This window comes from Melioribacter sp. Ez-97, from assembly GCF_051488665.1.
Lineage (GTDB): Bacteria > Bacteroidota > Ignavibacteria > Ignavibacteriales > Melioribacteraceae > Melioribacter.
This window is the reverse complement of record NZ_JBPSEG010000001.1, coordinates 26,618-48,996: the sequence shown is the minus strand read 5'-3', so window position 1 is coordinate 48,996 and position 22,379 is coordinate 26,618. Positions and strand designations below refer to the sequence as shown.

The window sequence follows — 22,379 nt, the reverse complement described above, 5'->3', positions numbered from 1 at the left end:
TTAACCGCTCCTAATTTCGTAAATTTGCAACTTAAAAAACACACAATTCCTATGAAATTTCTAAATGATTTAAATGAAGAACAGCGTAAAACTGTCGAGTACAATTCGGGTCCGCACATGGTTGTGGCGGGCGCAGGCTCGGGCAAAACCCGGGTTTTGACCTATAAAATTGCCTATTTAATCGAAAAAGGGATGGACCCCGAATCGATTCTGGCGCTTACTTTTACAAATAAAGCCGCCAGAGAAATGAAAGAGCGCATTAAAGCAATGATCGGCAAAAAAGCCGAAAAGCTCTGGATGGGCACGTTTCACTCTATTTTTGCGCGTATTTTGAGAGCGGAATCGAAACATATCAACTACCGTCCCAACTTTTCGATTTACGACCGCGAGGATTCCGTATCTCTGGTTTCCAACGTAATGCAGGACCTCAATATCAATCTCGAAAATCTTACCCCAAACGGCGTTCAGCACAAAATCAGTTATCTGAAAAATCAGATGATTCTGCCGGAAGATTACGAAAAAGAGATGTCGTCTTCTACAGCCGACAGGAAATTCCTCGAAGTCTATAAAGAATATCAAAACCGTTTATTCCTGAATAATGCGATGGATTTTGACGACCTCCTTTTGAAACCGATTGAACTCTTTACAAATAATCCCAAGGTGTTGAGCAAGTACAAAAAAATGTTCAAGTATATTCTTGTGGATGAATATCAGGATACGAACAAAGCTCAGTACGAACTGATCAAAATTTTGAGTCCTGCCCGGAACAAAATTTGCGTTGTAGGCGACGACGCTCAGAGCATTTACAGCTGGCGCGGAGCGGAAATTAAAAATATGCTCAATTTCAAAAAGGATTTCAAAAACGCACAAATATTCCGTCTGGAGCAAAATTACAGATCGACGAAGATGATTCTTGCTGCTGCAGATTCTGTGATAAAAAATAACACGGAGCAGATTGCCAAAACTTTATGGACTGAAAATAACAACGGCGAGCAATTGACAATCATTCGCGCTTCGGACGAAAAAGACGAAGCCCTTCAGATTGCCAAACGCATAAAAAAGGAAGTTACGAATCGTAAGCTTTCGCTAAACGACATTGCGATTCTATATCGCTTGAATTCTCAGTCGAGAGCGCTGGAAGACGCGCTCCGCCGCGAGAAAATTCCGTATAAGATAATCGGCGGCGTGGAATTTTACAGGCGTAAGGAAGTCAAAGACGTACTTGCTTATCTGAGAGTTCTTTCGAATCAGGACGACGAAGAAAGCCTGCTTCGCATAATGAATTTCCCGCAGAGGGGAATAGGAAATACTTCGATATCTAAAATGATAGCATTCGCGCGGCGTCTGAATATTTCTCTCTTTACGACAATGGCGCGAGTTTTCGAAGTTATTGAAGTTAAGGAGAGAATTCAGAAGAACGTCAAGCAATTCAAGCTGATGCTCGATAAGTATATCGAATTAAAAGATAAGCTTTCGATAAGCGAATTGACTTCAGCTCTCGTGGACGAGCTCGGCATCCTGAAAATGTACAAAGAAGAAAACACACCCGAATCGATGGCAAGATACGACAACATTCAGGAACTGCTGAGAGCCATTCAGGAATACAATCAGGAAAATCCGAAAGGCACGTTGGACGAATTTCTGGCTGAGGTTTCGCTGGTTGCCGGTATCGACCAGTACGACGAAAAAGCCAATGCCGTTACTCTTATGACAGTCCATTCGGCAAAAGGATTGGAATTTCCTGTGGTATTTATTACGGGACTTGAAGAGGATATTTTCCCGCTGAGTCCCCGTTTCGATTCGGATTCGAAAATCGAAGAAGAAAGAAGACTCTTTTACGTTGCCCTCACAAGGGCGCAACAGAAAGTCTTTCTTACGTATGCCAGATCGAGATACCGTTTCGGCGAGGTGGCATATCAGAGCCGATCGCGTTTTATCGAAGAACTCGACGAAGCTACCTATGTCGAAGTTAACGGTCCCGGCAGCAGAAGAGCCGGCAGAAAGAAAAAAGAAAATATTGATGAATATTATCAGGAAAGCTACGACGATTTCGACCAGGAACGTCGTTCGCTGAGAGTCGGCAGTAAAGTTTCGCACGCCATCTTCGGCGTCGGCAAAATACTTACCATTACCGGCTCTGGAGACACTCAAAAGGTGACTATTGCATTTGAAAATCACGGCACGAAAAATCTGTTGACTAAATTTGCGAATTTGAAGCTCATCTAAAAAAAATAAACGGAGAAGTAAATGAAGATAGGTATTTTAACAGGGGGCGGCGACTGCCCCGGTCTCAATGCCGTAATCAGAGCGGTAGTAAGAAAATCTCTGCAAAATGGTCACGAAGTAATCGGTATCCGCGAAGGATGGCGCGGCATACTCGAAAATAATTTTATGACGCTCGATCTCGACGCCATTTCAGGTATTCTTCCTCGCGGCGGTACGATTTTAGGCACTTCCCGCACAAACGTTTATAAAGTTGAAAACGGCGAAGAAAAAGTTAAGCAAAATATGAAAGACGCCGGAATCGATTGCCTCGTTGCAATCGGAGGCGAAGATACTTTAGGCGTCGCGTCGAAACTTTACAAAGGCGGAGTTAAAGTTGTCGGTGTTCCCAAAACCATCGACAACGATTTGAACGCAACCGATTATACTTTCGGTTTCGATACCGCAGTAAATATTGCAACGGAAGCTATCGACAGACTTCATACCACTGCCGAAGCTCATAACAGAGTAATGGTAGTCGAAGTAATGGGACGCCATGCGGGATGGATTGCGGTTCACGCCGGTATCGCTGGCGGAGCCGACGTTATCCTGATTCCCGAAAAACCGTTTGATCTCGACGAAGTATGCGACGTAATTACGAAAAGACACGCCAGAGGAAAGAATTTCAGTATAGTCGTTGTATCCGAAGGCGCCAAATTGAAAACCGAAAATAATGTCGATAAAGACGGTTCGTTCGTTCTCAGCAGTATGGAAGTCGATGCATTCGGGCACGTAAAACTCGGCGGTATCGGAAACGTTATTGCAGAAGAAATCGAAAAGAGAACAGGATTCGAAACAAGAGCAACGGTATTGGGATATATCCAGAGAGGCGGAAGCCCGACTGCTTTCGATCGCGTACTCGGAACGCGTCTCGGCGTATTTGCAGCAGATCTGGTGCACAAAGGCGAATTCGGTTATATGGCGGCTTTGAAAGGAAAAGATATAGTTGCCGTTAAACTGGAAGAAGCCGTAGGCGAACTCAAAACAGTCGACCTCGAATTATATAAAGTTGCCGAAACTTTCTTCGGTTAAAAAAAGGCTGCCCAAAGGCAGCCTTTTTTCTTTAATCTTTCCCGTCTTTCTTCAATTTTTTATACGGTATGTGATTCATTGAAAAGTACTCCCGCACGTCGTTTTTAAGAACGCCCGAAAGTAAAATTATCGATAAAAGATTCGGCGCTGTCATAAATCCGAGCGCAGCGTCTCCGAAGGCCCAAACCGCTTCGAGTTCGGCAATCGAGCCGATAAAAACAAAAAGTACAAAAACCCACTTGTATGGTAATATCGCTTTATCTCCAAACAAATAATATGTGGCTCTGTCTCCGTAATAAGACCAGCTTATTATAGTCGAAGTAGCAAAGAGCAGAACCGCAAGCGTTACGATTTTATCTCCGTAATCGAACAGCCAGCTTAATCCGATTTTAAATGCGTATGAAGTCAAAATGCTTGCGTTGTAAATTTGGTCAGTATAATTCGGATCGATGCGGAGTTTGTAAAATTCGGTATGATACCAGGCTCCCGTAATAATAATAACCAAGCCGGTCAACGTGCAAATTGTAAGAGTATCGATGTAAGGTTCAAGCAGCGCAACCGTGCCTTCGCGTACTCCGTATTTGGTTTTTGCGGCAGAATGCGCAATCGGAGCGCTTCCCTGACCGGACTCGTTCGAATATAAGCCTCTCTTGATTCCCCACAGTACGGTGTTCAGCATTACTAGAAATGTGCCGCCGGCGGCTCCCGCTATTTTTGCCGGCGGATTGAACGCCATTTCTATTATTAATTCAAAACTCGGAATTAACGAGCCGATATTTGCAATGATTATTGCCAGCGTTGCAATTATATAAAACACAGCCATGAAAGGCGAGAGAATGCTTGTAACCCTTCCGATTCTTTTAATGCCGCCGATAATTACCAATGCTACAATTGAGGAAAGAACCAGTCCGTTTATAACCTGCTGCCAAGAAACTGCAAAGCCCGTGAAAATCTGATGTTTGATTGTCCAGAAATTGTTCGTGCCGACAACTTGAGTTACTTCAGAATAGATCTGGTCTGAAAGCGTAAACGCCTGGATTGCGTTGCCTGTTGCAAACGAACAGATTACCGCAAAACATGCAAACATAATTGCCAGCCATTTCCATTTCGGTCCGAGTCCTTTTTCGATTGTATACATCGGACCGCCCGCAATCGAGCCGTCGGGCAAAATTTCGCGATATTTATGAGCTAGAGAAACTTCAGAAAATTTCAATGCGGTTCCGAATATGCCCGTCACCCACATCCAGAAAAGCGCGCCGGGACCGCCGTAATAAATTGCCGTTGCCACTCCGGCAATATTTCCTATACCGACAGTTGCAGAGATTGCAGTAGAAAGAGCTCTGAAGTGATTCAAATCCCCGCTGTCTTTCGGATCGTCGTATATTCCGGCGGTAACTTTTATTCCGTGCCAGAAATAACGGATTTGAGGAAATTTCAGTTTTATTGTTATAAAAATTCCCGTGCCCAGCAGCGCAATCAACATAAAAGGAATTGAACCGAGAGGTACGTCGGGCGAAGGGAAATTTTTTATGCTTTCGAAATTGCCGGGAAAAGTCCATACGCTGTTGAAGAAGGGGACGCCTCCTATTATTAAAACGGTAAATATTATAGCAATGCCGATTAATCCGGCGGTCGATTTTTTCATTTTAACCCCTTTTTTAGATGATTCCAATGGAACTGAGTAAAATTACGATAATCAATACCGGAGCGACAAATCGAAGAATGAATTTCCAGTAATTCAGCATCCACGGATATTTATCGAAGAGTGATTCGGCTCCCTGTCTGATTTCATTTTTTACCTTATCGAAGCCCCATACCCAGCCGACGAAAATTGAAATGAAAAATCCTCCGAGAGGCAGAAGCAAATTCGACGATAAAAATTCCGACAAATCGAAGAAAGTGAATTCTCCGAATTTAAAGTCTGCAAGTATATTAAAAGACAGTGCGCTTGGCACGCCGAGCAGCAAAGCGGCAAACCCGAATACCACGACAGCTTTTCTACGGCTCCAGCCTTTTTCGTCTACAAAATAGGCTGTAACCACTTCGAGCAATGAAACCGTGGAAGTAAGAGCCGCCAATGTGAGAGCTATAAAAAACAGAATTGAAAAATAGAATCCTCCTGGTATTTTTGTAAAAACAACGGGGAGTGTTCTGAATATGAGACTCGGTCCTACATCTGGATTTTGACCCGTTGCAAATACAACAGTAAAAATGCTGATACCCGCTATGATTGCAATTAATGCATCTAATGTCGCAATCCAAATTGAAGCGGCGGGAAGATTATCCTTCATAGACATATAGCTTCCGTACGTAAGCATGGCTCCCATTCCCAAACTCATCGAAAAGAACGCCTGTCCCATTGCAGCCAATACAACCCCGGTAGTGATTTTAGACCAGTCGGGATTGAAAAGATACTCCAATCCTTTCGAAGCGCCGTCCAAAGTTAGTCCTCTTATCATTAATACCAGAAGTAAAATAAAGAGCATCGGCATCATGATTTTGCTGCCGCGTTCGATTCCTTTCTGAACTCCGAAATAAACAATTCCCATTGTCAGAAGCATAAAAGCCGTAAGCAATCCCACATTCCAATAAGCGTCAGCCAGCAGGTCTGAAAAATGAGATTGAGCTATATCGGGCAAGCTGTATTGGAGTAAGTTGCCGTTAATCGCTTCGTAAATGTAACCGAGCGTCCATCCGGCTACAACAGTATAGAACGAAAGAATAACAAAGCCAGCTATCACGCCGATTCCTCCTACGGAATGCCAGAACGGAGAAGGGTGTAAGGACTTAAATGACCCTACGGGATTTTTATGAGCGCTTCTGCCGATAAGCACTTCGGCTATTAAAACCGGTATGCCGATAAGCAAGACGCATAAAATATAGACAAATATAAAAGCGGCGCCGCCGTTTTCGCCGGCAAGGTAAGGAAATCGCCAAATATTGCCCAAACCGACAGCCGAGCCCGCCGCAGCCAATATAAAGCCCGCACGGCTGCCCCATTGTTCTCTTCCGGAATTGTTAGGAATCATTTATCGTCCTCAGTTGTAATTTTAAATTTCTGCAAATATTGGATAATCATTCAAAAATATCAATAAAAATAAATATTTGTGTACAGTGAATTATTACAGACGCAAGTATGTTCTTTAAAATAAAGCGAGGAAAAATGAAAGCTGTTATTAACAATGAGTACGGCGATCCGGATGTGCTGCATATTGCGGAAATCGAAAAGCCAGTAGTTAACGAAGATGAATTATTGATAAAGATTCATTACACAACGGCAACAACAGTCGATTCGACATTTAGAAAGGGCGACTCGTTTTTTGCGAGACTTTTTACCGGAGCATTCAAACCGAAAAAAAATGTTTTGGGCGGCGAGTTCTCGGGCGTTGTGGAAGAAACCGGAAAATCGGTAACAAGTTTTAACAAAGGGGACAAAGTATGGGGAGGCGCGCCGGACGGATTCGGCGCATACGCGGAGTATATAAAAGTCAACCGGAACGATGCCGTTTCGTTAATTCCCGGGGGCGTCTCATTTGACCTGGCTGCTGCTTCATACGGCGCTCTTACCGCTCTTCCGTTTTTAAGGGACGAAGGCAAAATTGAAAAAGGAATGCAAGTGTTAATAAACGGCGCTTCGGGGAGTATCGGTTCTTTTGCTGTTCAACTTGCTAAGTTTTATGATTGCGAAGTGACCGCGCTATGCAGTCCCCGGAACTTCGAACTCGTAAAATCTCTCGGAGCCGATTATGCGTTCGATTATACTTCGCCGGAAATCTCCGGGCAGCTGAAAAAATACGATATAATTTTCGACGCGGTAGGGAAAACGTCATTCGGAAAAACTAAAATGTATTTGAAGAAAAACGGCAGGTATCTTACTACGGTTGTAACTCCCGCAATTCTTTGGCAAAAATTGTACACGCGTTTTATCGGCGGCAAAAAAGCTATAATTGCTTTTACGGGTTTAAGATCGGCAAAGGAGAAGCTGCGCGATATGGATTTCGTTAATAAATTGATGACGACCGGCAAACTTAAACCGTTAATCGACAAGGAATACGATATCCAACAAATCAGAGCCGCACACGACTATGTGGACAAAGGTCACAAGCGAGGTAACGTTGTTATAAAACTAATCTAATTGGAATATATCTAAATAGTTTAATTGCTATGTAATATTTAAAATATTTTCTTGACATTATGTATAATTAGTTTTACGTTTGTTACACCAGCCGAAGAAATATTACCTTTACTCATATGGTTCCGGGTTATTGACGAAAGGGTAATAAAAATAATTTAATAAATAAAGAGACAGAGGGTGCAAATGAAAAAGAGCATTGTCCTCTTTTTTATTCTGTCTGTTCTATTAGCGGCGCAGAATAATAAGGTAAATACGCATAACCAGCCGATTGAATCAAACAGTTCGATAAAAAAATCTTTGCGTTCGGTCAACAGTTACGGCTCGCCTCAATTCAGCAATCAATACTACACATTCGATACAATTGTTACCGCGCCTGAGAATGTTTATTACACACAAGCAGGGTTGAGTCCGGACGGTTCGAAAATTGCAGCGCAAAAGTATTATTACGAAGGTCCTATAAGACGAGTTGAAATAGTGCTTATGAATACGGACGGCAGCGGGGAAACCGTTATATCTGCCGGCAATTCGGATAATACTAACGGACCCACATACGGCAATCCGTTCTGGAGCGACGACGGTTCTTTTGTAGGTTATGTGGAAAGAAACGCAACCACTAACAATCGCGTTCTAAAATACGAGCTCTCTTCCGGTTTGACGACAGCCGTTTATGAACCTTCCGGAAGCGACGATGTGACTAATCCGGATTTCCTCGGCTCCAGTACAACATCGATTATTTTTTGGGATTACGGCGCCGGAGGCGGAGCCGACCTTTTCATATGGGACGGCGCTGCAAGAACCAATATTACTAATACGGCAGACTACAAGGAATACGAACCGATTTCAAACGAGGACGGCACGGTTATACTTTATTGGTCCGGAGAAACCGCAGCCGAGCCTGTTAATACTACGCATACTTTAACTTATAACGGCACCGCTTGGGTTAAAGACCAGGATTTTACGCCGATTGCCGACAGTTACTGGGGATACTGGACAGGCAGAGACAATGAGTATATAGCGGTAACAGTGATGTCTACGAAAGACGTTCATATTTATGATAAAGCAGGCAATTTTTTAATGGACTTGACAGGTTCGCTCTATAACGGTGGCAGCGGGCAATGGAATTTTGTCGGTTCGCATTTTCAGGGTCCGAACGGCGAAATTATAATGACTTCGAATGCGGGCAGAACCACGAACGGCAGAGATATAATTAAAGCCGCGCCGTATATTCCGGTTCCGACACTTCCAGCCAATTCTTCAACTCTCAATTTGCAAACAATATACTTCAGCTGGTACTCAACAAAGTATGGTATGAAATTCGATCTGGAAATTGACGACGATACGGATTTTTCTTCGCCTATGAGCGTGGCGTCGGATTTAACGGGGACTTTTTATTCGTACGACGCTTCATCTCTGACGCCTGGACAATTATATAAATGGAGAATTACGGGCAAGACAAATACGGGTATCGTAATAAGTTATTCGGACGTTTGGGAATTTACGACTCAATCAGTCCCAACTCCCGTAGCGACTTATCCCGCTGACGGGGTTATGGTATATACTCAAAGCCCTACAATTTATTGGTACGTAAATTCATATTATCCCGGTTTATATTACCGTGTCCGTTACGGTACGTCGTCGGGCAGTTATACGGGCACGAGCAGCGTTACGAGTAATTTATATTTGACGCTTACGAATTTAACTCCGGGCAATACTTATTACTATGTTGTGGACGCTTCAACATCGAATTCATTTGCTTCTAATGTAGTTACAAGCGGCGAAGAAAGCTTTGAAATCTACAGCTCTACTCCGGCGTCGGCTCCGGTACCTGTTCCTTCCTGGCCTGTAAGCGGAAGCGATTCTTACATCAATCCTCCTACTCTTTACTGGTATATAACTTCTTATGTCGACGGATTGAAATATTACGTTGAGTGGGATGACGATTCAGATTTAAACGACGCGCCGTTGGGCAATTCCGGTTGGATTGATAATCTTTATTACGTGCTGCCGTCGGGATTGAGCGGAGGAACTTATTATTGGCGAGTCCGTTCGAAAATAGGGGACGCGGGAACTCCGTCTTCGTGGTCGTCCGTAGAATCATTTAATATACCGTCTTATGCATCCACAGGCGCTCCGGTGCCTACGCAAACTTATCCCGTAGGAGGCGCCATTGTTTACACTTTGTCGCCTACATTATACTGGTATGCTTCGTCGGCTTATACGCTAAATTACGATTTACGGTATTCGACAACTCTGGACGGCGGCGGACAATTATTTAATCCGACGACTGTTTCGGATTTGAATAATAATTTTTTTGCGCTGTCGGGATTATCCGCGGGAACGACATATTACTGGCAGGTAAGAGCAAAAGTTGCGGGTTCGCCTGGCTCCGAGTCAGCCTGGTCTTCCATCGCTGCATTTACAACCGACGCGGGAGCCTTTGCCGTTGTGCCTTTAATCGGCTCTCCGAATCACGCTCAGCCTGTATCTTCTTCGTCTGCCGTTTTATCCTGGGTCATTCCCACCGAAAGCGAATCGGAGCTGACTTACGACGTTGAGTACTCCGTAGACGATGAATTCGAAAATAGGAATATAGTGGGCGGACTCGAAAAACCGTTCGTTGAGATTAACGGTTTGTACCCCGGCAATACATATTACTGGCGAGTAGTATCCAGGACAAAAGAGGGAATGGTTTCCGATTATTCTTCCGTGGGCGTATTTAAAACTGTCGACAATATTACGGCGGTCGAAGAAAGCGAAGAATTGAAATACGATTTCCAATTATATCAGAATTATCCCAATCCATTTAATCCGGAAACTTCAATCCGTTTTGAAATCGACAGGAACGATTTTGTGACGCTTACTATTTATGATGTCCTGGGTAAAGAAATTAAAACGTTAATTTCAAAAGAACTGCAACCGGGCAATTACAACCTGATTTGGCGTGGAGACGATAACTTCGGCAATAAAGTTGCCAGCGGCGTTTATTTCTATAAATTGACAGCCGGTTCAAAACAGGCGGTAAAAAGAATGTTATTAATAAAATAAAATTAAAAAATGAAAAATTTGCTGGCGAAATTTATGATGGGCGCTGTAATTGCCGCCGTAGGACTGGCTCTCTATGCATGCCATCACATTTATTTTAATTGAAGTGCATATTTAAAAGTTATTTAACTTGCTTATCTAAAAATAAAAGGATATTTTATCCAGTAATATCTATAACATAAAAACCAGCCGGGTAAATAAAAATACATTAACAATCTCAGAGGATGCAAATGAGATATTTGAAATACAGTTTAGTATTGTGCGTAATATTATTGTTCTCTTCGATAAATTACGCGCAAACGCCCACGCCAACTGACGGACAAGCCGGGGTTTCTCAAAGTTTAGGTTCGGTTTCATGGACCGATTTTGATGACGGAAACGGAAACGGTCCTTACGACGTTGAATTTGACGACGACCCGCTATTCGGAAGCGTCGACGCATCGGCTACGAACACCGCAGCTACAAGCTTAAGTCTTCCTGCGCTTTCTTACAATACCACATATTATTGGAGAGTAAGGGACACAGATACTGATGGAGGAGGTACCGACGGCGCATGGCATTCGTATTCATTTAAAACACAAATTGATCCTTCGTCTATTACGATTAACAGTCAACCGCCGAATGCGGCTAATTTAGCGGTCGCCGGTCAGTCGATTGATTTTACGTATACGCATTCGGGCACAGCTTCTACGGTTACGATAGTCGTGCAAATTAACGGCGGTTCGGGGTGGACAACATTGGCTACTTTTGCCAATCAGAACAGCAGCCTTATTAACCAGGTTGTAAACCTGACGCCGCTCGACTACAACACAAACTATGATACTCGTATCGTTGTCACCAACGACGACGAAGGTACGGACAATTTTACTGTAAACGGGAATCAGTTTAAAACGGGTTTCCCGTCGGTCAGTCTCGACAGTCCTGCAGACGGAGCGGAATTATCCGACAGGACTCCTACTTTGCAATGGAGCACTTCGGCATCCGTAAGTAACGTAACGTATAATCTTAACGTAACGGGACCGAACGCATACAGTTATAACAGTACGGAAACAAGTCCGTTTACATTCGCGGCTAATCTCGATTTCGGTACATATACGTGGGAAGTTACAATCGACGACTCCAATACTCCGTTAGACAATACCGCAGTTACAACGGCGTCGAGAACGTTCAAAGTAGTTCCGGGTTTGATTTCGCCCGCAAATACATTAACCGGAGTATCGCTTGAACCGGAATTCTCATGGGATTACGACGGAACGTCCACATACCTGATTGAAATCGCAACCGACAATCTTTTCGCTAACGTTGTTGCAAGCAAATCGGTTTCAGCCGGTTCGTATAATTTTACCGAAAACGACGCCGGTATGCCGCTGGACAACAATACAACTTATTACTGGCGAGTGACCGTCAACGGCGCGGTATCGAGCGTTTGGTCGTTTACTACATTGAGCGATTTTACTGTTACTCAATCTTTCCCTTCAGACGCAATGGAAGTTATTCAATACGACCCGCTTCTTTTTTCATGGTACCTGGGCATTCCCGTAGGTTCGATGAAATTTTCACTGCAGGTTTACGAAAAATCCACGCCGCCCACGCAGAGCGAATGGTACGCTGCGGTTAATAATTACGTAACTACATCTTCAACTGCAGACTTTGCATACTTTGCAGATAATATAAATACTCTGAATCAATCGGCTGCCGGCTTACAAGGCAGCTCGAAATATTACTGGCGAGTGGTGGCTTATTACGACGACGGAACCGTTGCGAATAAATTCGACTTTTCCGACAGAGTAGCTAAGTATTCATCGGTCTTTTCGTTTACTACAAAAGGCGGAGCGGTTAAGGCTTATCCTTCATGGCCTATAAGCAATGCTACCGTTTACACTTTGCAACCGACATTATATTGGTATACAACAGAATCCGAACCGAATGCAACATACACTGTGCTTATTTCGAAAACGAACACCGGCGCGGATCCTGCAAAACTCGATGATGAAACTGTCTATTCTTCATACAGTTCGGGAGCCAATTTATTCTACACTTTAACATCCAATCTGGATGCAAACACGCACTATTACTGGCAGGTTAAGACTACGTACAACACACAAACTAATTATTCCGATATAGCCGAATTTACGACTTATGCCGCAGCTACCGTAACGGCTTATCAACCCGTTCCTTCGTACCCGATTGGAGGCGTAGACGTATACACAACGTCGCCGACTCTCTATTGGTATGTTGCCGGGCTTGCGACAGACCTCCGTTACGATATCGAAATTAACACAACAAATACATTTACAGGAACGCCTACTTATACGAATATCAGTAATTTGTATTATCAGGTAACAAACTTAACGGCGGGCGCAACTTATTACTGGAAAGTCAGATCTTATGAAAACGGCAATCCCGCAAATGCTTCGGCATGGAGTTCCGCCGAAAGTTTCAAAATTGTCGGAGGACAGAACAGCAGCGCCGTTGCTTCTTACCCGGTAGGCAACCCAACCGTTTATACGGCAAGACCGACATTATCGTGGTTCGTTGACGGTTCAACATTGGGTTGGAGCGGATTTATAGTGCGATGGAAAGAATCCAGCGCTTCGGCAGACTGGGCAAGCACTTATGACGGCACTGCGACAATAAACGATATTAATACTTTGTTTTACACATTTACGTCAGATTTAACGTACGGATCGACATATTACTGGGCTGTGGCGCTCTACGACGGCACGAACGCCCCGGCTCACGCAGATTATTCGCAGGGTTCATTTACCGTTGTCGGCGGAGGCACGGTTACAGTAGTTCCTTCGGCTCCGAATAACGCCAGCCTTGTATACGACGACGATGTTACCTTATACTGGTATTTGAACGGATCGAATCTCGGAATTACGGGATTCGAAGTTCAATATTCGCAACAGAGCAATTTCGGCAGTCCTACTACAATTGCTCCGGGAACCGTAGGGAATAATTATTCTTATCAGTTGACCGGATTGACTCCGGGCGCAACTTATTACTGGAGAGTAAGAGGTTATTATTCGGGAGCGAATTATACGCCTTATTCTGCAATTTACAGCTTCACAATCGATCCGGGCGCAAGTTCTGTGGTTCCGATGGTCGGCTCGCCGAACGGCGGAGTGGTTGTAAACACAGCTCAGCCGATGCTTTCGTGGTTTGTGCCGGCGCCTTCTAAATCGACTCTGAAATACGACGTCGAATTGGCGGATAATCCGGAATTCAACGATATACGCTCTTTTGAGAATCTTGAACAATTGCACGCCGCAGTCGAATCGTTGGCTCCGGGAGAATACTACTGGCGCGTACGCTCCAAAACGTCAAACGGCGACGTTTCGGAATATTCCGAATCCGGATATTTCAAAGTCGGCGACAATGTAACCGACGTTGAAGAAGTCGCCGAAATTCCTTCGGACTTTGCTTTGGAACAGAATTATCCGAATCCGTTTAATCCCGAAACGGTAATTAAATTTTCGCTGCCGGAATCAAGATTTATTTCATTAAAAATATACAATATACTGGGACAGGAAGTAAGAACTCTTATCAGCCGTGAATTCCAAGCGGGCAATCATACGATAGTCTGGAACGGAAAAGATAATTACGGAAAATCCGCCGCCGCAGGGGTTTATTTCTATAGAATAGATGCGGGAGAATTTACAGCCGTCAAAAAAATGATTTTAATGAAATAATTTCCGGAAGGGTTTAAATAATGGGAAAATTAGGTGCATCAATCTTTGTTATTATCATGTTAGCCGCAATCGGATTGGCGCTCTATGCATGCCATCAAACCTACTTCGGTTGACATAGATTAAATTATTATCAAAAAAACGGAGGTCGCTCTTTCGAGTGACCTCTGTTTCTGCTATTTTTCCGGTATGAAAATTACAGCCGCAAAATTTACTCTCACTCTGAAAAATCAATTTAATATTTCTTACTATTCGAGAAAAACGACTCCCGCTGTTTTGGTTGGAGTTGAAGATGAAAATAATTTAAAGGGTTACGGAGAAGCAAGTCTGCCTCAGTATATGAAAGAAAACCGGGAAAGCGTAATTAATTTTCTGAGCGGTATTGAAATAGACGAAATTCAGGGTTTCGACGAACTGATAGAATATCTTAATACATTGAGCGAAAGCGCCGGCGATAACCGAACCGCAATGGCGTCGCTCGATATTGCTTTGCACGATTATCTCGGGAAAAAACTTAACAAACCCGTAAGAGATTTTTACAATGTCGTTTATAAAGGAGGAGTAAGCACTTCTTATACAATCGGGCTCGATTCTCCCGATATGATCGAGCGCAAAATTAAAGACGCAGCCGGCTTCGACGTATATAAAATAAAACTAGGCAAAGACCACGACTATAATAAAGAAATTATCCGTATTATAAGAAGATTAACGGATAAACCCCTCTATGTGGATTTAAATCAAGCATGGGAAGGAATCAACGACAAGTCTTCGGAAAACGGTAAACTCGGAATCAATTTCTTTAGGGAATTTCTTGCATGGTTAGAAGAAAATAATGTGATACTCGTGGAGCAGCCCGCGCCGGCGGGCGAAGATAAAGTTGTCGAATTATTAAAGGGTAGCTCGTCAATCCCGATTATTGCCGACGAATCGGTAAAAAGTTTGAAGGATGTCGAAAAAGTTGCCCCGTTTTACGACGGATTTAATCTTAAACTCATGAAGTGCGGCGGAATTTATTCTACATTCAAACTGATCGAATCGGCAAAATCGATGAATAAGAAAATTATGCTCGGCTGCATGACGGAAACGTCGTGCGGCATTTCCGCCGCGCTGCAATTGGCTCCGCTGGCGGACTATATCGACCTCGACGGCAATCTTTTGATTAACAACGATCCGTTTGTTGGGCTCGAGTTTTCGAACGGTAAATTTTTATTGAAGAATTTGCCCGGTTTGGGAATCTCTCCGGTTGAGAATTTGTTCTGATAATGTTATTAAAGGGGAGGGTATAATGCCTAAGAATTATATTTCCAATAAAGACGAAACGGTTCGAATGTTTCGAAACGATCTTTTGGAGTCGCTTTCCAGAGTCCACTGGAGCGTGCCATTGATAATATATCTGCCAGTAATAGCGTATCTCTTTTATTTATCCGGCGGAGTTTTCGGCATCTGGCAAATTAGCTTTTATTTTATTCTCGGATTAATAGTATGGACGTTTACCGAATATGCGCTGCACCGTTTCGTGTTTCATTACGAACCCGAAAGCGAAATCGGCAGACGTCTTCACTTTATTATGCACGGAGTTCATCACGACTATCCTAACGACTCGAAACGGCTCGTCATGCCGCCTTCCGTAAGCGTTCCGCTGGCTTTGTTTTTTTATTTTATTTATCTCTATTTATTGGGAGATAAGGCAATCAATCCGTTTTTTGCGGGTTTTCTGTCGGGGTATTTAATTTACGACATGACTCATTATGCCGTTCATCATTTGAGAATAAAAAACAAATTCTGGCTAATGATCAAAAAACACCATATGCGGCATCACTATAAAGACGCAACCAAAGGTTTCGGAGTAAGCCAGAAAACGTGGGACGTCATTTTCAAAACCGATTTTATCGACAGTTAAGAAAATATTTTAATTATTGCTAAATTGTAACGAATAAAAACTAATTTCTTTTAATGAAAAAGCTCTATTCAATTTTGCTGATATTTTTATTTACCGCTCACAATTGCGGAAACGCCGTTAATACGGACGGCGATTTCGTGATAAGATTGAACCAGGTTGGGTATTTGCCGGACGATATTAAAACGGGCGTAATCCTTTCCACGGTTCCGCTGGATAATTTGGAACTCGAAATCATCGGATTGGAAAACGGTAAGATGAAATATAATCCGAAGTTTTATAAAACGGAGTTCAAACACGGCAGGTATAATTACAACTATAAATTCGATTTCTCCGGTTTGAAAGAAAACGGCAAATACATAGTCAGAGCGGGAGACAAAACTTCGTATACTTTTGAAATAGGGAATAAAGTATACGAGAAGCTGACCGAATCGCTGCTCGACTTTTTCAAAGTGCAGCGGTGCGGTTACACGGATCCTCTGCTGCACGAAGTTTGTCACATTGCGGACGCCACGGCAATTTACGACGGCGATGATACGCTTAATATTAAAAAAGATTTAACCGGCGGATGGCACGACGCCGGCGACTATACAAAGTTTTTGAACACAACCGCTTACTCGACCTATCTGCTGTTGTTCGCATACGAGTTCGCTCCGGATAAATTCGGATTCGACAATAATAACAATAACGTGGCGGACATTCTCGAGGAAGCCAAAATCGGACTGGACTGGTTATTGAGGTGCCGCTACGGCGATAAATTGATAACTCAGGTACAGGATTTACGGGATCACACTGTAGGCTGGCGCATGCCCGAAGACGACCCGCTTACATACGACCGTCCGGCTTTTGCCGGCATCGGAAAAAATTTAATCGGAATTTATTCGGCAACATTGGCGCTCGCTTCGCGTATCTGGAAAAACAAATTAAATTATCCCGATTTTGCCGATACGTGTTTGAATACGGCTGTTAAATACTACAGTCTCAAAAATTCGGTTCCGGACGTCGACAGTTCGGGCAGCGGTATGTATATCGATAAAAGTTACAAGGGCAAAATAGCGCTTGCAGCGGCTGAACTCTATCTCTCGACGCGTAAAAGGAATTACCTCGACGAAGCGGTTTCGTATGCCGATTCTGCCGGCAGCGATTACTGGTGGAGCTGGGGAGATATTAACGCGCTTGCTCATTATCGTCTGGCGCATTTTCAATCCCGTTTTTCAGACTATCTGAAAACAAGTCTCGAATCATTCAGAGATTACAGCCGTAAAAATCTCTTCGAACTCGGCATCCCTTTAAGCTGGGGCACAAATCACACTTTGATGGGGATCGCTTTAATCGATATTCTTTATCGGGATCTTACGGGAGACAGGCAATACGATACTTTGATGGCGGCGCAAAAAGATTTTATCCTCGGTAAAAATCCGTGGGGTATATCGTTCGTATACGGATTCGGAACAAAATTTACAGTCAATTTTCATCATCAAATTTCGTATTTTAAAGGCAAGCTTCCGGGCGGTTTTGCGGCGGGTCCTATTGAAAAAAAAATTGTGGATGATTTCAAAATACCGTATAATGATTACGATAAATTAAAAGAACATCAGAGCAGCGAAATCTATTACAGGGACGAAAAAGAAGATTATATTACGAACGAACCGACAATCAGTTCCAATGCCGTGGCTATTTTCGTATACGGGAATTTGAGCAGATGACACTGTCTTATTTTGAGACGTTGTTTGAATAATGAAACTCTCTGATTATTAAAAAACGGACAAAACAGCCGGAAAATAGATAAATTTTTTGGCATGTTCATTGCTTAAATTAATTAGTTATTATATTAAAACGAGTTTATCATGATCAGTCCTGTAAGAATGATACCGTCCGGTTTCGAGTTTATCGACAAAAATTGGGGCGGTGTATACAGAGGCGGAAGTTATTTACTGGTTGGACCGCGGAAATCAGGAAGAACTCTGCTCGGTTTGCAGTTTGCGCTCGAAGCCGCCAAAGCTTCCGAAGTGTGCCTCTATTTTACGTTAATGCGTCCTAAAGATTTGATGATTCAGGCAGCCTCGCTCAATTTCGATATTCAATCGTATATGAACCAGAATCTGATAATTGTAATACGCGTGGCGCCTCCCAATGAAGTTTACGGCATGTATAATCCGGACGATTATCTGGTCGAATATTTTAAGGACATCATTACGGTCGTAAATCAATATAATCCTACGAGAATTATATTCGACGAACTTACTCCTTTTGTCGGTTTTAAAAATCTCGATTACCTGCGAAATACGTTTTTGAATACAGTCGAAACCATTGAGGAACGCGACATTACAAGTTTGTTTGTAATAAGCGAGCCGGCGACTCCGAAAGCGCATGCGATAGTCGAAGGTTTGTCGCAGTTTGTAACGGGTATAATCCGTTTGTCGAAACCGAGCGACCGTTCTTCGCGTTTCCAGGGAGGCAGGGTTACAATAACGCCGAATGTCGGGCATACCGAAGGAGAATTTACTTCCGAATACAGAATCCGTCCGAATAAGGGAATTACAACAGAATTTCACGAAGAAACATTTGCAACCGAAGAATACGAAGCGACGTATCCGACCAGAGAAAATCATTTTCAGGGATTCCCTACAAAACAGACGCGTATCGATATTCCGCCCGAACCGTATGCCTTTTCTAATATCTATAATTACAACGACTTTCTGTTAATTCTGAATAATCAGATCGCCCTCTACAAAAGCACCGGACAAATATTTTATATCGTATCCTTCAAACTTGATCCTGTGGCTCAGGTAAAAGGATTGCTCTCTGTCAATCAATTGCAAAATTCAATTAGAATATCTACAAGCAAGAAAGACAAGATTTGCGTAATCGAAAACAAAGTGATTGTGCTTTTGGTTAAAGGAAGCTTAAAAGGCGTGGTCGATTTAATTTCTACCGTTCAAAATAATTTGCCGAGTAAAGACCCCGCTTATCTTAATGCGGTAATGGAATACATATCGATATTTAATACGGCAATCGACGAACGTTTTGATAACGCAGAGTCGTTAATGGAATACGTATTGTCGGCGGAAACTTCCGCTACGAATGCGTATCAGCCTTTAAATAAATTTTTAGGATGATGATTGTCCGTATAAAAATAATTCTTCTTCTGATTTTATTTATTACGTCCAATTTATTTTCTCAAGCTCAATCGGAAGCCGTCAAGCGGCAGGCGCAGAACCTGATGAACGAAGGTCGATACGCCGAAGCCGTCGACCAATTGAATAAATATATCTCTTTAAATCCGCAATTGGCGGAAGGTTATCATTTGCGCGGTCTTTGTTACGAGCAGATGACGCAATTTCAGTATGCGGTTCTCGATTTGCGTCGCGCTCTGCGTCTCGACCCTGCGAATCTTGTAATCTCCAAAGACTTGAACCGCGTAATTTCTTACTGGCATCAGCAGCTTTATCAGAAAATCGAAGGGCATAAACGGGACATTGCCGTTAATCCCGATTATCCTTTTTATTACCTTGAAATCGGTAAGTCGTACAGGTGGCTGGAAGAATGGCAAAATGCTGAATACTGGTACGACGAGTATCTAAAAAGAGACGACAACGCCTCGCCGGACGAAATTATTCGTTATACTGAAATCCTGGCAAAAACCGGCTCGATACGAAAAGGCGAAAAAATTCTGAAGAAGTACGTCGAGCGTCATCCGGACGACTGGCGGTTGTGGAGCCGATACGGTTATTTTACTTTGTGGCTGGGCAAGTATGATATTGCCGAAGACGCATTCAAACGGGCTTTGGAAATGAAACCCTTTTTCAAAGAAGCTCAGGACGGTTTGGACCTGGCTCAAAACAAAGCTTATCTCCGTTTGAATCAGCCGCGTTCTTTCGAAAGGGTTTATCCGATCGACCGTTATTATTCGATAGTCAACAGATATCCCGAAAACGACAGCATCCGTTTCCTTCTGGCTCAAAACCTTGTCAAAGCCAACCGTTATGAAGAAGCATATCAACAGTTGACTCTGCTTCAGAATAAATATTACGACAACGAAAAATTTCAAGCGCTCTACAATCTAGTGACGAATTATCGGGACAGTACAAACAACAGTAAAATTGCATATTATACCGAAATTCTTAAAAACAATCCCGGCGATAAAGATGCGGTTCTTAAACTTGCCGAAGCCTATTCGAATCTTATTGAATACGACGATGCAATCGAAGTCTTGTCGGAATACCTTGCCGATAAACCCGAAGATTCCGATTTGGACGTAAGGTATGCTTATGCCAGATATTGCGCCTGGAATTATGAATGGGAACGCGCCATTGCGCAACTCGATAAATTGATCGAACTTGACCCTGAAAATACGGATTATAAATTGCTGCGGGCGCAAATTGCCGTATGGACTGTTTTAGATCTAGATCTGGCTGAAAAATATTTATTGGAAGTAATCGACAAAAAGCCGCGGGAATTGCAGGCGTATCTTTCGCTGGTTTCTCTTTATTCATGGAAAAAGAATTTCGACGAGGCGAAGAAATATCTCGATATTGCAAAACAACTTGCGCCGAATTCCCAATTGGTGGCAAGCGTCGAAAGCACTTACGAACTGCATTTGTCGGCTTATGAAGAACTAAAAGCGCTTGAAATCAGAGGCGAAGCGCAAATTCTCTATTCGGAAGGGAAGTGCGAAGAAGCTCGCGCCAAATACGAAGAATATTTCGAAAAGAAACCGGAGCCGACACGCGAGGAATACGCTGAATATGCCGGCATACTCGCAGGCGGCGGAGCTGCAGAGAAGGCGCTCGAAATTTACGACAGATTGCTCAATGAAAAATACGATCCGAACGACAAATTCGATTTCAGAATTGCCGTCGAAAGAATCAAAATTTATCATGAATTGGAAGACACAGCGGCAATAAAAAGCGAAATGGAAAAACTAGCAAATGTAGACGCGCCCGATATGCAGATCCTTTTACTCAAAGGAGACGCTTTTGCCGCTGCCGGATTTTTTGGCAAAGCCGATTCCGTCTACAAAACCGTCCGGTCGGAAACCGACGACCCGCAGACGCAAAGAGAAATCGATCAGAAATATGTATTGATGGCAAGCTACATGACGAAATCGGGCAAGCTCGAAGAAGCCGAAGATTTAATCGAAGAACTAGAAAACGAAATTGAAGATAGAGATTTATTGCAGCAGGTGAGGTATCAAAAAATGTTTTTGGGGGACGCTTATGCGGCTCGCCGGGAATGGGGCGACGCCGAAGATATTTACGAGGAACTGGAAGAAGAATTTTCAGATTCTTTGAACATCAATCTCGTTAAACAAAGATTAAGCTGGATACCGCCGTACGGACTCGAAAAAGGACTTATTTCGTTTCGTGATTTCGTCAGAAGACTTTTCCCAACAAATATTAACATTACTCCTTATACTACAAAATACATCGACAATTTTGACCTCGACTATTTCAATTACGGGGCAAGAGTGGAAGGCGGATTTCTCGGATTTCTGGGATTCGGAGCTCAATGGCAGAGGGCAGGGTTTAAAAACAATTCGTACGTCAAGCATTTGACGGGTTTGAAATTAATTGCCAGTATTTATCCGCTAAAAAATTTGGTATTAATGGGAAGCAAGGGCGAACTTAACATTTCGGGCGAGCAGAGGAAAAACGTCTGGGACGCAATGGTCAGATATTTTATAGAAGAAAAATTTTCCGCTGCATTTTCGTTTGAAAGGAACGACGCTCGTTTGATTTTGCTTTCGCCGCTTCTTGTGCCGTACAGTATGAATACGGACATTTATCGATTTAATTCTTCGTACAATTACAAAAAGACGCTCTATTTGTCATTGTTTTATAACTATCTCAGCGTTACCGACGGAAATATCGGCAACGATTTTCAACTCAGAATCGGGAAAAGATTTTTTACGTTCAATTCTCTCATTGAGGAAGAAAAACAAAAGGGAAGCGGCGTGATCGGTTACGAATATTATTTTGCCGATTACGGTTTCAACTCGCCCTATTATTTTACGCCGCAAAATTATATATCCCACAGTTTATGGGCGGATTTCATACTCGAAAACAGCGAAAAACTTGCTTTGAAAACAGGCGGTAAAGTGGGATATCTTCCCGTCCTCGATTTTATCGTAAGTGAACTTTACGCGGAAGCCGTTTATAAACCATTTGAATATTTTTATATCTCCGGCAGAATATCGTATGCAAACAGCTACCGGTACGATACCGGTTATAAAGCTCTTTCTGCATATTTGTCGCTCTTCTGGAACATTTATTAATTTGAAAGGAATTCCATGTTACGTATTACATTTTTAATATTA

Annotated in this window: 12 protein-coding genes; 10 read left to right on the top strand and 2 right to left on the bottom strand. The window is 42.9% G+C overall.

Going from position 1 to position 22,379, the window contains the following annotated elements:
• Positions 1-51 precede the first annotated feature (51 nt).
• Positions 52-2,226 (top strand): ATP-dependent helicase, encoded by a 2,175-nt coding sequence (locus tag ACSSWA_RS00160; protein WP_437354582.1) that lies wholly within the window; start codon positions 52-54, stop codon positions 2,224-2,226.
• A gap of 21 nt (positions 2,227-2,247) precedes the next feature.
• Positions 2,248-3,294 carry a 6-phosphofructokinase gene (locus tag ACSSWA_RS00155; protein ID WP_437354581.1) on the top strand — a complete coding sequence of 349 codons (1,047 nt, stop codon included), beginning with the start codon at positions 2,248-2,250 and terminating at the stop codon, positions 3,292-3,294.
• Between the two features lie 31 nt (positions 3,295-3,325).
• On the opposite strand, the gene ACSSWA_RS00150 is transcribed toward ACSSWA_RS00155, so the two are convergent.
• Positions 3,326-4,939, bottom strand: coding sequence for an alanine/glycine:cation symporter family protein (locus ACSSWA_RS00150; protein WP_437354580.1), 1,614 nt, complete (start codon positions 4,937-4,939; stop codon positions 3,326-3,328).
• Between the two features lie 13 nt (positions 4,940-4,952).
• Positions 4,953-6,323: a sodium-dependent transporter gene (locus tag ACSSWA_RS00145; RefSeq protein ID WP_437354579.1), complete on the bottom strand. Its 1,371-nt coding sequence runs from the start codon at positions 6,321-6,323 to the stop codon at positions 4,953-4,955.
• 134 nt (positions 6,324-6,457) lie between these two features.
• On the opposite strand from ACSSWA_RS00145, the gene ACSSWA_RS00140 reads away from it, so the two are divergent.
• The 8 genes from ACSSWA_RS00140 (at position 6,458) to ACSSWA_RS00105 (ending at position 22,337) form a co-directional block, all read left to right on the top strand.
• The gene (locus ACSSWA_RS00140) at positions 6,458-7,429 is read left to right on the top strand and encodes an NAD(P)-dependent alcohol dehydrogenase (RefSeq protein WP_437354578.1); all 972 of its coding nucleotides are present in this window, start codon (positions 6,458-6,460) and stop codon (positions 7,427-7,429) included.
• Positions 7,430-7,612: 183 nt separating this feature from the next.
• Positions 7,613-10,474 (top strand): fibronectin type III domain-containing protein, encoded by a 2,862-nt coding sequence (locus tag ACSSWA_RS00135; protein WP_437354577.1) that lies wholly within the window; start codon positions 7,613-7,615, stop codon positions 10,472-10,474.
• A 227-nt stretch (positions 10,475-10,701) separates the two neighbouring features.
• Positions 10,702-14,166, top strand: a complete 3,465-nt coding sequence (locus ACSSWA_RS00130) for a T9SS type A sorting domain-containing protein (RefSeq protein ID WP_437354576.1) — start codon at positions 10,702-10,704, stop codon at positions 14,164-14,166.
• Positions 14,167-14,352: 186 nt separating this feature from the next.
• The gene (locus ACSSWA_RS00125; protein ID WP_437354575.1) at positions 14,353-15,423 is read left to right on the top strand and encodes a dipeptide epimerase; all 1,071 of its coding nucleotides are present in this window, start codon (positions 14,353-14,355) and stop codon (positions 15,421-15,423) included.
• A 25-nt stretch (positions 15,424-15,448) separates the two neighbouring features.
• Complete coding sequence (locus ACSSWA_RS00120) at positions 15,449-16,063, top strand: sterol desaturase family protein (protein WP_437354574.1); 615 nt, start codon at positions 15,449-15,451, stop codon at positions 16,061-16,063.
• 53 nt (positions 16,064-16,116) lie between these two features.
• Positions 16,117-17,766, top strand: a complete 1,650-nt coding sequence (locus ACSSWA_RS00115) for a glycoside hydrolase family 9 protein (protein ID WP_437354573.1) — start codon at positions 16,117-16,119, stop codon at positions 17,764-17,766.
• A gap of 141 nt (positions 17,767-17,907) precedes the next feature.
• Positions 17,908-19,179 (top strand): RAD55 family ATPase, encoded by a 1,272-nt coding sequence (locus ACSSWA_RS00110; RefSeq protein WP_437354572.1) that lies wholly within the window; start codon positions 17,908-17,910, stop codon positions 19,177-19,179.
• Positions 19,179-22,337 carry a tetratricopeptide repeat protein gene (locus tag ACSSWA_RS00105; protein ID WP_437354571.1) on the top strand — a complete coding sequence of 1,053 codons (3,159 nt, stop codon included), beginning with the start codon at positions 19,179-19,181 and terminating at the stop codon, positions 22,335-22,337. Before ACSSWA_RS00110 ends, ACSSWA_RS00105 begins: the two co-directional genes overlap by 1 nt.
• The last annotated feature ends 42 nt before the right edge of the window (positions 22,338-22,379 follow it).

What these genes read in the sequence shown, in the direction of transcription:
- ACSSWA_RS00160 (WP_437354582.1), top strand. Translation starts at nt 52, where the DNA reads ATGAAATTTCTAAATGATTTAAATGAAGAACAGCGTAAAACTGTCGAG.
- ACSSWA_RS00155 (WP_437354581.1), top strand. Translation starts at nt 2,248, where the DNA reads ATGAAGATAGGTATTTTAACAGGGGGCGGCGACTGCCCCGGTCTCAAT.
- ACSSWA_RS00150 (WP_437354580.1), bottom strand. Translation starts at nt 4,939, where the DNA reads ATGAAAAAATCGACCGCCGGATTAATCGGCATTGCTATAATATTTACC.
- ACSSWA_RS00145 (WP_437354579.1), bottom strand. Translation starts at nt 6,323, where the DNA reads ATGATTCCTAACAATTCCGGAAGAGAACAATGGGGCAGCCGTGCGGGC.
- ACSSWA_RS00140 (WP_437354578.1), top strand. Translation starts at nt 6,458, where the DNA reads ATGAAAGCTGTTATTAACAATGAGTACGGCGATCCGGATGTGCTGCAT.
- ACSSWA_RS00135 (WP_437354577.1), top strand. Translation starts at nt 7,613, where the DNA reads ATGAAAAAGAGCATTGTCCTCTTTTTTATTCTGTCTGTTCTATTAGCG.
- ACSSWA_RS00130 (WP_437354576.1), top strand. Translation starts at nt 10,702, where the DNA reads ATGAGATATTTGAAATACAGTTTAGTATTGTGCGTAATATTATTGTTC.
- ACSSWA_RS00125 (WP_437354575.1), top strand. Translation starts at nt 14,353, where the DNA reads ATGAAAATTACAGCCGCAAAATTTACTCTCACTCTGAAAAATCAATTT.
- ACSSWA_RS00120 (WP_437354574.1), top strand. Translation starts at nt 15,449, where the DNA reads ATGCCTAAGAATTATATTTCCAATAAAGACGAAACGGTTCGAATGTTT.
- ACSSWA_RS00115 (WP_437354573.1), top strand. Translation starts at nt 16,117, where the DNA reads ATGAAAAAGCTCTATTCAATTTTGCTGATATTTTTATTTACCGCTCAC.
- ACSSWA_RS00110 (WP_437354572.1), top strand. Translation starts at nt 17,908, where the DNA reads ATGATCAGTCCTGTAAGAATGATACCGTCCGGTTTCGAGTTTATCGAC.
- ACSSWA_RS00105 (WP_437354571.1), top strand. Translation starts at nt 19,179, where the DNA reads ATGATTGTCCGTATAAAAATAATTCTTCTTCTGATTTTATTTATTACG.